This is a genomic window from Terriglobia bacterium, from assembly GCA_020073085.1.
Lineage (GTDB): Bacteria > Acidobacteriota > Terriglobia > JAIQFV01 > JAIQFV01 > JAIQFV01.
Window position 1 is genome coordinate 161,554 of the sequence record JAIQFV010000013.1, and the last position, 11,617, is coordinate 173,170.

Genomic DNA, 11,617 nt, shown 5'->3' on the forward strand with positions numbered 1-11,617 from the left:
ACTGGTGGTGGCCGTGCGTGCCCTGGGCCGGTTTGGGTGCCGGACCTATCCTATGGCAGATCTGAACTCACATCGACCGGTTTTCTTTGATCCCCACCAACGCCGCTGGTGGAAATGGCGACAGGGTTTCTTCTCCCTGGCCGCCCTGCTGGCGGTTGTCATGGTGATTTTTGTTGCGAATGTTTTGAGTCAGCCTCGCCTGACTTCGTTAGGGCTTCCGGATCTGACGCGGGCTTACCGTCCGGTCCCAGGGGAACTCTCAAAGCCGGGAATGTCGCCCAAGGAACGTCGCAAGCGCCGGCTCAACCGGATGATAACCCGACTGGAAAACCTGAACAAGGGTCAAGGGGCCAAACAGTCCCAGGTCGACACCTCGATCAAAGAGTTCTCCGCTCTCATGATCGCATTCTTTGTCAACTGGGATGCAACCAGCTTGACCTCGTTTCTCGCCCACTACGATAAGATCGACGTTCTTGTCCCCGAATGGCTCCAACTCGGAGACGCCAACGGAACCCTCATCAAGAAGGATGATGAGGAGAAAGCCAGGATCGTCCGTGACTTCATCAAGCATGGCCAGGTTGATGTCAAGATCATGCCGCTGCTGAACAATTTCAATGGGCAGGTCTGGGAAAGCGAATTGCTGGCCCGATTCCTGGCGAACCCACACGCCCGCAAGCGGCTGATTGACGACCTCGTTCCCTTCCTGAAGGAGAACGGTTTCATCGGAGTGAACGTCGATTTCGAGAATGTCCCGCGCAAGTCCCAGCGAGATCTGCACGCCTTCATGCAGGAACTTTATCACGCACTGCACACCGAAAACCTCCTGGTTTCGCAGGACCTGCCCGCTTCCGACGGTGAATTCGACTATGGATTCTATGCCGCCGTGAACGACTTCATCGTCCTGATGAATTACGACCAACACTGGGAAAACTCGGACCCCGGCCCGGTGGCCTCGCAGGATTGGTTTCTCAGCAATGTTCAGGACCGCCTTGAGAAGATCCCGCACGACAAGCTGGTCATTGCCTTGGCGAATTATGGATATGATTGGGGTGTTCTGGGGAAGAAGCGTTACTCCGGGAAGTCCATCACCTTCCAGGATGCCATGCGCACAGCCAAGGAGTCCGACGCCAGTCCCGAGCTGGATCCAGACTCCCTGAATCCAAACTTCGAGTACTACGACGAGAGTAATCGAGTCCACCAGGTGTGGTTCCTCGACGGGGTGACCATCTTCAACCAGATTGCGCAGACAAAAGCGCTGTCCCCGCACGGTTATGCGCTCTGGCGTCTCGGTTCGGAGGATCCCTCGGTGTGGCACGTCCTTGCAGAATTCCAAACAGACTCCAAGGTGGCGGATCAGTTACGACCCCTGAAGTACGGGTACGATGTGGACTACAACGGGGACGGCGAGTTGCTGACAATCCAGAACGTTCCCCAGACGGGAGAGCGCGATCTGACTCTCGATCCCCAAATCAATCTGGTGACGGATGAGTCCTTCCCGAAGCTCCCGTTGGGCTATCTCATTGACCGGCGGGGCCGGCAAAAAAACAAGATGGCGCTCACCTTCGATGACGGACCTGACCCACACTATACGCCTGAGATCCTCGATGTCCTGAAAGAGTACAAGGCCCCCGCCACTTTCTTTTTGGTGGGTCTGGAGGCGGAGAGCAACATTGGAATCGTCCGAAGGATGGTGGAGGAGGGCCACGAGATCGGGAACCACACCTTCACGCATCCCAATATTGGGGATGTTTCCGCGCGGCAGCTGGGGATTGAATTGAACCTGACGCAGAGGCTGTTCGAAAGCAAGCTGGGAAGGGAATCGCTGTTCTTCCGGCCGCCGTACGGCGTCGATTCGGAACCGGAGGTCCCGGCCGAGGTTCAGCCCCTCGAAGTCGTGCAGAATATGGGGTATCTGCTGGTCGGGGAGCGGCCGGACTCCAATGACTGGTATGTCAGAGACCCGGATCAGATTGTCAAGACGGTACTCGAACAGGCGTCCCGCGGAAACGTGCTGCTCCTTCACGATGCCGGCGGAAATCGTGATGCCACAGTGGTGGCGCTTCCCCGTATCATCACCGAGCTCCGCCGGAACGGGTACGAGTTGGTGTCACTGTCTGCCCTGCTGGGCCGGACCCGCGATGCCGTCATGCCTCCCGTGCCCGGCAATGAGCAATGGCGGGCTCGTCTCGATGATGTCGCCTTCACCTTTTTCAGCGTGCTGGATCACGCCTTTCACTGGCTGTTCCTGATTGGAATTGTCTTTGGCATCGGCCGGTTCATTTTCATCGGGACCCTTGCCATCATCCAGGAGATCCTGCGCCACCGTGAAAAATTCAACGAGAATTTCACGCCCTTCGTGAGCGTCATCGTGCCGGCGCATAACGAGGAAAAGGTGATCGTGCGGACCATCGCCACCCTGCTCCGCTCAAACTATCCCCGCTTCGACGTCATCGTCGTCGATGATGGCTCCACGGATACCACGGCCGCCAGCGTGACGGAAGTTTTCGGCAAGGACCCGCGGGTACGGCTCTTTGTCCAGGAAAACACGGGAAAGGCGGGCGCCCTGAACTTCGGGTTGGAGCAATCGGTCTCTGAGATCATCATCGCCCTGGACGCGGACACGCTGTTCGACCGGGATACGATGCGCAAGCTGGTGCGTCATTTCGAGGAGAAGGAAGTGGGAGCGGTGGCCGGCAATACCAAGGTGGGCAACCGTGTCAACATGCTCACCCGGTGGCAGGCCCTGGAATACATCACTTCGCAGAACCTGGACCGCCGGGCCTTTGATGCCCTGAACTGCATTACGGTGGTTCCGGGCGCCGTGGGGGCGTGGCGACGCGATCTGATTCAGAAAGTGGGTGGCTTCGCCAATGACACCCTGGCGGAAGACACGGATTTGACCATCTCCATCCGGCGCCTCGGCTACGACATTGTCTTCGAAGACGAAGCGATGGCATACACGGAAGCGCCGGACACCATTCGGAACTTCATCAAACAGCGCTTCCGCTGGACGTTTGGGACGATGCAATCGGTGTGGAAGCATCGAGACACCCTGCTGCGCCGGCGCTACGGCTCGCTCGGCTGGATCGCGCTGCCGAACATCGTGACCTTTCAGATCCTATTCCCGCTGATCTCGCCGCTGATGGATTTTCTTATGATCGTGGCGGTCGCGCTCGCCGGACTCCAGCATCATTATCATGGGACGTCCTATTCCGCCACCAATCTGCTGCGCATCGCTTTGTTCTATGCCATCTTTCTCGCCGTCGACTACTTCACCTGTGTGCTTGCTTTTGTCCTGGAGTGGAAGGAAGATTGGAAACTTCTGTTCTGGCTCTTCTGGCAGCGGCTGCTCTACCGGCAGGTGATGTACTACATCGCGGCGAAATCGGTGGTGGCCGCGATACGGGGCCGCTCCGTCGCCTGGGCCAAGGTGGAACGCAAAGCCACCGTGCCGATGGGGTGAGGCCCACCCCCGGGCGATTCATCGCGGAGAACCTGCTTTCATCCTGATGCGGCGGTAACCCAACTCCGTAGGAGTGACATATTTATAGCCTTACCGAACCCCTTCTCTCCCTATTGGGTTGAACCCCGTCAGGGGTGACATCTGAATTGCAATTCTTACCCACGACGTGAGATACATTTTCAAGCCAGTAGAGAGATGACGCGGGAGGTTAACAGCCTAGAATGGCACCCCTGACAGGGTTAGACCATGGAATGGTCTTAACTATCATGATATTAAAACACTTACTGAGCTTGACAATCAATGGTTTCAGTTATAACATGGCCGTGGTAATTAACATGGCCATGTTATATATCATGGCCATGGTGGCCATATGCCAATCAATCTTCAGGACCGACCTGCGTCAAGAGAGGGTGATTTCGTCCGCCTGCTTGCCAATCTGTTTCGTCGAGCGGGTTGGCGCATTGTGCGCGAACTCAAACCAGGCCCGGAAGATTGGCGCCCGGATCTTGTCGTTGATTCAGGAGACAAAAAATATATCATCGAAGTCAAAAGGGCCCCAGAAAGCCGGCGCGACCGGCTAATTCCCCTTTTATCTCAAGCCATCCTGCAGGCGCAGTCGGCTGCGCGGCAGTTTCCTGAGTCCGTCGCCCCGGTCGCGGTAGTCGTTTCCAAGCATATCCCCGATTCAGCGGCGGACCAGGTCAAACAGTTCGCCATGCGCCACGTTCCCTCAGTGGGAATCGGAATGATTGACTCCGAAGGCTTCCGAGTCTTTTTCGGGTATGGACTGGAAGCGTTCAACAGCGAGAGATCTGGCTCTTCCGCGCAGGTTTTGTCAGAGGAGCGTTGGCGGCCCTCACATATCTTCTCCGATCTCAACCAATGGATGCTGAAAATTCTGCTCTCTGCGAATATCCCGGAATCCCTTCTGTCCGCACCCCGAGCGCGGTGCCAGAATGCTACGCAACTCGCGCAGGCAGCGGATGTTTCGGTGATGAGCGCCTCCCGATTTCTCAGACAATTATCGATTGAGGGATTTCTGGACGTACGCAAAGGCTGGTTGCGCCTCGTGCGGACTGATGAATTGATGAAGCGTTGGCTGAATGCAAACCCAAGGAGCGTCCGGGAGGTCCCTGCTCACTGGATCATCAGAGGCCGCGAGGAACAGATCTCCCTTGCGGTTCGCTCCTACGTTGCACATATGGACGCGACTGCAGCACGGCCTCGAAAATCTCGTGAAGGCCGACTCCCCCGCGTTCCACCTCGAATCTGCTTAGGACTTTATGCGGCTGCTGATGCGCTTGGCTTCGGATTTGTGCGGGGCGTGCCACCGTATCTTTACCTGGAGCGGCTGGAATCCGAAGCTCTGAAACTGCTCGGACTCTCTACTGAGGACGCCGACCGGCATCCTGACGTCTATCTGAGAATCCCTCAGAATGATGAGGCGATCTTTCGTGCTCTAGTCCGACAGCAGGGTGTTCCAGTTTCTGACATTATCCAGGTATGGCTCGACGTGTCCAATCACCCTGCCAGAGGAAAAGAACAGGCAGAGGAGATCTGGCGCCGAGTCCTTGCACCAGCCATCCATAAGGCAGAAGAATGAGGAGTAACAGCGAGAACGATCAATTTGCGCGATTAATCACTTCAATTGAGCCATGGCTGGGAGAGGTAGTGATCATCGGTGGGTGGGCTCACAGACTTTACCGCCTCGATGCCCGCGCACAACTGCTTGACTACATGCCAGTATTCACTGTAGATGCGGACATTGCGCTCCCATCCAACCTGAAAGTTGAAAGAAAGGATATTCGGGAATGTCTCGTCGACCATGGGTTCAAAGAGGATCGAATGGGGGAGGACAAGCCTCCGGTCACCCATTATCATCTCGCGGAGGATGGGACCGGTTTCTACGCTGAATTCTTGACCCCATCGACCGGGGGTGAACATCGGCGCGACGGAACGAGCAATTCGACCATGACGATCGCTGGGGTGGTCTCCCAGAAACTCAGATTCATTGAAATATTACTGAATGCTCCTTGGACAGTGGATCTGGATCAGACGAATGGCTTTCCGTTCGAGGAAGCGATACGAGTGAGAATTGCCAATCCGGCCGCTTTCCTGGCACATAAACTTCTGATCGAAAAGAGGCGAACTAGTACCAGGCATCCGAAGGACATCTTGTACATACATGACACACTTGAAACCTTTGGCGGACGTCTTCAAGAGTTGAACGCGGAATGGAAGAATCATATCGGACCGATACTATCTCCGAAAAACGTCAGGCTGATAGAGCGCTCAGCAGAGAGCCTCTTCCATGAAGTCACCGACCCCGTCCGCGAAGCGGCCCTGATCGCCAGCGGCAGGAGCCTTTCTCCAGAACGGATTCGCGAGATTTGTAATTGGGGATTGAAACAAGTCTTTGGTTGAGTGCGCCTGGGGGATGCCAATCAAACTGCAAGCGTTTCATGCCCTCAATTCTTGAGAGCCATCCCGGTACGCGAAAAGTGAAAACCATTCTCATACATATAGGGGTTGATTACAGTGACAGTCACTGGAAGAGGGGCACAGTCCCTCTGGGCTCAGCAGACACCCCAGCGTATTTGCGTTCTTCAAACATATTACTTTTCGGAGGCTTTGGCGCTACAATGCTTGACAAGCCCTTGGGCTTGACCCCGGCCCGGGCGATCGGAAAAGTCGCTCGGATGACCCTTCGGAAATGTCTGCGATTAATCATCAGATCAACACAATAAGGTAGGACGAGTCGCGCATGAGCAGCAATAACCTCAATTGGATTGCCAATTTCATTTGGGGCGTCGCCGATGACGTGCTCCGCGACATTTACGTTCGCGGAAAATACCGCGACGTGATTTTGCCGATGACGGTCATCCGGCGCCTCGATGCCGTCCTGGAACCGACGAAACAGGCGGTGCTGGATATGAAGAAGCGCCTCGACAAGTCCCGTATCACGAATCAGGACGCTGCGCTTCGGGACGCTGCAAAGCAGGCGTTCTACAATTCCTCACCATTTACCCTTCGCGATCTGAAGGCCCGCGCCAGGCAGCAGCAGCTCAAGGCCGACTTCGAAACTTATCTCGATGGCTTTTCGCCCAACGTCCAGGAGATTCTCGACAAATTCAAACTCCGCAACCAGATCGAAACGCTTGTCGAAGCCGACATCCTTGGAAGCCTGATCGAAAAATTTCTCGACAGCTCCGTCAATTTGGGACCCCAACCGGTCCCTAACCTGGATGGCTCGGAACGACTGCCCGGACTCGACAACCACGCCATGGGGACCATCTTCGAGGAACTAATCCGCCGCTTTAACGAAGAGAACAACGAAGAGGCCGGTGAACACTTCACCCCGCGCGATGTGGTGACATTGATGGCGGATCTGGTCTTCCTGCCCATCGCCGACCAGATCCAGTCAGGCACTTACCTGGTTTATGACGGCGCCTGTGGCACGGGTGGCATGCTCACAGTCGCGGAGCAACGGCTCACCGAGTTGGCAAAAGAACATGGAAAGGAGGTCTCGATCCATCTTTTTGGCCAGGAGGTTAACGCCGAGACCTACGCCATCACAAAAGCCGATCTCCTGTTGAAGGGCGAAGGCGAAGAGGCGGAGAACTTTCGCCATTGTTCCACCCTTTCGCTGGACGGGTTTCCCGCTCGCGAGTTCGACTTCATGCTTTCCAACCCGCCCTACGGCAAGAGCTGGAAGACCGATCTCGAGCGGATGGGCGGCAAAGGCGATATTCGAGATCCGCGTTTTGTTATTGAACATGGAGGCGATCCGGAGTTCAGTCTTATCACCCGCTCGAGCGACGGGCAACTCATGTTCTTGGTGAACAAGCTGTCCAAGATGAAACATGGCACGCCGCTTGGCAGTCGCATCGCGGAAGTGCACAACGGATCGTCGCTCTTCACCGGGGATGCCGGACAGGGCGAGAGCAACATCCGCCGATGGATTCTCGAGAACGACTGGCTCGAAGCGATCATCGCGCTGCCGCTCAACATGTTTTACAACACCGGCATCGCCACCTACGTTTGGGTCCTCACCAACCGCAAGCCTGCGCACCGCCGGGGTGAGGTGCAGCTTATCGATGCAACTCAGTGGTTCAAGCCTTTACGCAAGAACCTCGGCAAGAAGAACTGCGAGTTGTCGGAAGAGGACATCCAGCGCATCTGCGATACGTTCCTCGCGTTCAAGGAGACCGAGCAGTCGAAGATTTTTCCGAACGCCGCCTTCGGCTACTGGAAGGTGACGGTGGAGCGACCGCTCCGGCTCAAGGATGCGGACCCAAACCACGTTTATATTCCGAAAGAAATAAAGGCGCTCATGGAGAGCGCCAGGCGTGATGAGTCTGCTCAGCCGATCGTCCGGCGGATTCACAAGAAAGGGGCCGAGGCCGATCCGCTGTGTGGGCTGTTCGAGGCGACGGTGGACGGCAAGAAGTCCGTAGTCGAATATGAACCGGACTCCGAGCTCCGCGACACTGAACAAGTGCCCTTGCTGGAGAAAGGCGGAATCGAAGCGTTCATCCGCCGCGAAGTGCTGCCGCACGTGCCGGATGCTTGGTACGATCGCGACAGCGTCAAGACGGGCTACGAGATCAGCTTTACGCGCTACTTCTACAAGCCGCAACCGCTGCGAACGCTGGAGGAGATCCGCACCGACATATTGGCGCTGGAGAAGGAGACCGAAGGGTTGCTGGACGAGATCGTCGGGGTCTCACGCGAAGACGCGAAGGCGCGAGGGGAGAAGGGGTGAAGAACATCGAAGGAGTCTCCTCGGAGATCGTGGACGCGGCTTTTCACCTTCACAAGGACTTGGGACCCGGCCTACTCGAATCGGTGTATGAGGCTGTCCTGGCCCGACTGCTGGAGTGGCGGGGGCTGCGGGTCGAGCGTCAGAAGCCTATCGCAATCAGCTATGAGGGATTGCAATTCGATGAGGGGTTTCGGGCTGATCTGCTGGTTGAGGGGAAGGTTGTGGTGGAGCTGAAGTCCGTTGAAACGTTTGCCCCGGCTCAAGGCAAACAATTGTTGACCTACCTGCGGCTGCTGAATCTCCCGCTGGGCTTGCTGATCAATTTCGGCGCGGCCACCTTCAAAGAAGACGTAAAGAGGGTTGTGAACAACCATCGCGATTTCGCGTCTTCGCGCCTTCGCGTGAACCAGGAACTCGCGCGAAGCCGCGAAGGACGCGAAGGGAAAGAATCATGATTGCCGACCTCAAGTCCTATCCTGCGATGAAGGATTCCGGCGTTCCGTGGCTGGGGGAGGTGCCGGAGCACTGGAAAATCGTTCCGGGGCGTGCCTGCTATCGCGAGAAAAAGGTGCCCAACTTAGCATCGAGAGAGGCGACCGTCCTTTCCCTCAGCTATGGACAAATCGTCGTCAAGCCGGCAGAGAAACTTCACGGCCTCGTTCCAGCCTCGTTTGAGACATACCAGATCGTTGATCCGGGCGACATCGTCATTCGCCCGACTGATCTCCAGAATGATTGGAACAGCTTGCGTTTCGGCCTCTCCCAGCAACGGGGCATCATCACATCGGCTTACATGTGCTTCGACACAAAAGACTCTCTTGACCGAAACTATGGCTACGTCCTGCTTCACGCATACGACTTGAAAAAAGTGTTCTATGGGCTCGGCTCTGGTCTACGTCAGAATCTGAATTGGAACGATTTTAAGTACCTCCCTTGCCTTATGCCTTCAAAGGACGAACAATCCACCATCGTCCGGTTCCTCGACCACACAGACCGGCGCATCCGGCGTTACATGCGCGCGAAGCAGAAAATAATCAAACTGCTGGAGGAGCAAAAGCAGGCCATCATCCACCACGCCGTCACCCGCGGCCTCGACCCGAACGTCCGCCTGAGACCGTCTGGCGTGGAATGGCTCCGCGACGTGCCGCAGCATTGGGAGGTTCGTCGCAACGGTCAACTCTTTGCCCAGCGCAACCAAACTGGGTTCGCCGAACTTCCTATCCTGGAGGTCTCGCTCAAAACGGGCGTCCGCGTGCGTGACTTCGAGAATTCGATACGCAAGCAGATTATGTCCGACCGCGCCAAGTATAAGGTCGCACACAAAGGCGACATTGCTTACAACATGATGCGGATGTGGCAAGGCGCGGTTGGAATCGCCCCGGTCGATGGATTGGTGAGCCCGGCCTATGTCATTGCCAGACCGCTTGCCGGCGTTGAGGTCCGCTACTTCAACAATCTATTCCGCACAGCCTCCTATATGAGTGAGGTGGACAACTGCTCGCGTGGCATCGTCAAGGACCGCAATCGATTGTATTGGGAGGATTTCAAGCAGATTTATTCCCCATATCCCCCCGTGGGCGAGCAAACGCAGATTGCTGATGCCATCGAGGAAAGCACGCAAGGCCTGAATTGCGCGATCGATCAGATGGAGCGTGAAATTGCCCTGCTCCGCGAATATCGCACCCGTCTGATCGGCGACGTGGTGACCGGCAAGCTGGATGTGCGTGAAGCGGTTGCGAATCTGCCCGAGGAAGTCGCCGAGCCGGAGGCGCTAGAGGAGGCCGAGGAGTTGGACGACTCCGCCACTGGCGAAGAAATCGAAGTGGACGAGGCGATTGAGACTGAAGAGGCGGCCGAAGTCAGCGAGTGATCTTGGCGGAAAGGACCTTTACCCAAAAGGTAAATAATCCATTTGACATTCAAAGGGTCCCTATGTCATTATCTTTACCCAAGAGGTGAAGATCGGCAGCCCAAGTCAAGGCACATCACGTGGAAGTTATCTTTCGAACGCGTAAGCTGGAAAAAGAATACTGTGACCATCAACGAGCCGATAAAGCCTATGGGCCAGATGTGGCGCGGCGCTATATTGGGCGCATCAATCTCATCAAGGAGACTTTGGACATTGAGGACCTCAAGCGACTTCCCGGACTCCGGTGCCACGAACTGAAAGGGGACCGGCGAGGGTTCTGGGCAGTGAATCTCACAGGACGATACCGCCTGATCTTCACCCTCGAAGGCAAGCGTTTGGAGATTGTTAGGATCCAGGAGGTCAGCAAACATTATGATGACTAGAGAAGCAGTTCATTCCAATCTGCCGATTCCTCCAGGAGAATACTTGGAGGAGGTCGTGGGCGAGTTGGGTATGACCAAGGATGAGCTGGCGGCACGCATGGATCGACCCGCCACAAAGTTAAGCCAAATCTTCAAGGGGGATAAGGCCATCACCGCTGATACCGCGCTGCAACTTGAAAAAGTGGTCGGGGTTCCTGCCCATATCTGGATTGGGCTGGAGGCGGAATACCGCCTGTCCCTGGCGCGACAGCAGGAATCTGGTAAGCCACAGGAGACGAAGGATGCATCGGGACTTTTGAAGAGATTTTGCTATACAGAATTGGTGAGGCTCAAAGCAGTGGAGAAGCGCGTGACTCTTGCCGAAAAGGTTACAGAACTTGAGCGCTTCTTCGGTGTGACCTCGCTGACCTGTGTTCGAGATCTCCGCCGTTACCAGGCGGCATTTCGTTGCGGGAAATCGGACAAATGGGCGCCTTCTCCCGAGGCGCTTGCGGCATGGCTTCGATTTGGGGAGGTCAGAGGACAGGGAATTCAATGTCAGCCCTTTGATCGGGCACGGCTGGAACAGGCGATTGACAACTTGCGTGAAATGACCATTCAATCTCCCGATAAATTTCTGAAACCTCTGCGCGAGACACTGGCTGAAGCCGGTGTGGCCATGGTGTTGTGTCCCCATTTTTCGAAGACCCGGACCCACGGGGCGACCTTCTGGCTGAGGCGCGACAAGGCTGTCCTCATGATGAGCAATCGAGGGAAGTGGGCCGACATCTTCTGGTTCAGTTTGTTTCATGAAATCGGGCACCTTCTACTGGAAAACTGGAGGGCCGTGTGCGTGGAAGTTGGCGCCCAAGACGACCAGGAAAAGAGGGCCGACAAATTCGCTGGTGATAGGTTAATCAATCCTGAAGAGTACAAAATATTTGTCAGAAGGCGGGCATTCTATCCGACTGATATTGAAACGTTCGCCAAACGCGCTGGGGTTCACCCAGGGATTGTGGTAGGACGTCTGCAGCATGACAAGCTGCTCAAACCGAACTGGCATAATGGCCTGCGAGTACGATTCAAATGGGCCGATCAATGACGACGTATTGACAGTC

8 protein-coding genes are annotated in these 11,617 nt (G+C 55.9%); all 8 read left to right on the forward strand.

Annotated elements, in window-relative coordinates:
• Window positions 1–52 precede the first annotated feature (52 nt).
• The 8 genes from LAO21_14770 (at window position 53) to LAO21_14805 (ending at window position 11,601) form a co-directional block, all read left to right on the forward strand.
• A complete protein-coding gene (locus LAO21_14770; GenBank protein MBZ5553980.1) occupies window positions 53–3,463 on the forward strand; it encodes a glycosyltransferase in 3,411 nt (1,136 codons plus the stop codon).
• A gap of 370 nt (window positions 3,464–3,833) precedes the next feature.
• Window positions 3,834–5,066, forward strand: coding sequence for a hypothetical protein (locus LAO21_14775; GenBank protein MBZ5553981.1), 1,233 nt, complete (start codon window positions 3,834–3,836; stop codon window positions 5,064–5,066).
• Window positions 5,063–5,887 (forward strand): nucleotidyltransferase domain-containing protein, encoded by an 825-nt coding sequence (locus LAO21_14780; GenBank protein ID MBZ5553982.1) that lies wholly within the window; start codon window positions 5,063–5,065, stop codon window positions 5,885–5,887. The genes LAO21_14775 and LAO21_14780 overlap by 4 nt, the downstream gene beginning before the upstream one ends.
• 340 nt (window positions 5,888–6,227) lie before the next feature.
• Window positions 6,228–8,228, forward strand: a complete 2,001-nt coding sequence (locus LAO21_14785; GenBank protein ID MBZ5553983.1) for a type I restriction-modification system subunit M — start codon at window positions 6,228–6,230, stop codon at window positions 8,226–8,228.
• On the forward strand, window positions 8,225–8,683 hold the full coding sequence (locus LAO21_14790) for a GxxExxY protein (protein MBZ5553984.1): 459 nt from the start codon (window positions 8,225–8,227) through the stop codon (window positions 8,681–8,683). Before LAO21_14785 ends, LAO21_14790 begins: the two co-directional genes overlap by 4 nt.
• Window positions 8,680–10,098 (forward strand): restriction endonuclease subunit S, encoded by a 1,419-nt coding sequence (locus LAO21_14795; GenBank protein ID MBZ5553985.1) that lies wholly within the window; start codon window positions 8,680–8,682, stop codon window positions 10,096–10,098. Before LAO21_14790 ends, LAO21_14795 begins: the two co-directional genes overlap by 4 nt.
• 119 nt (window positions 10,099–10,217) lie before the next feature.
• Entirely contained in the window at window positions 10,218–10,520 is a 303-nt protein-coding gene (locus LAO21_14800) for a type II toxin-antitoxin system RelE/ParE family toxin (GenBank protein MBZ5553986.1), read from the forward strand.
• On the forward strand, window positions 10,510–11,601 hold the full coding sequence (locus LAO21_14805) for a HigA family addiction module antidote protein (GenBank protein ID MBZ5553987.1): 1,092 nt from the start codon (window positions 10,510–10,512) through the stop codon (window positions 11,599–11,601). The genes LAO21_14800 and LAO21_14805 overlap by 11 nt, the downstream gene beginning before the upstream one ends.
• The last annotated feature ends 16 nt before the right edge of the window (window positions 11,602–11,617 follow it).

Coding starts and splice junctions, on each gene's coding strand:
- LAO21_14775 (MBZ5553981.1), top strand. CDS start 3,834: ATGCCAATCAATCTTCAGGACCGACCTGCGTCAAGAGAGGGTGATTTC.
- LAO21_14770 (MBZ5553980.1), top strand. CDS start 53: ATGGCAGATCTGAACTCACATCGACCGGTTTTCTTTGATCCCCACCAA.
- LAO21_14780 (MBZ5553982.1), top strand. CDS start 5,063: ATGAGGAGTAACAGCGAGAACGATCAATTTGCGCGATTAATCACTTCA.
- LAO21_14795 (MBZ5553985.1), top strand. CDS start 8,680: ATGATTGCCGACCTCAAGTCCTATCCTGCGATGAAGGATTCCGGCGTT.
- LAO21_14785 (MBZ5553983.1), top strand. CDS start 6,228: ATGAGCAGCAATAACCTCAATTGGATTGCCAATTTCATTTGGGGCGTC.
- LAO21_14805 (MBZ5553987.1), top strand. CDS start 10,510: ATGATGACTAGAGAAGCAGTTCATTCCAATCTGCCGATTCCTCCAGGA.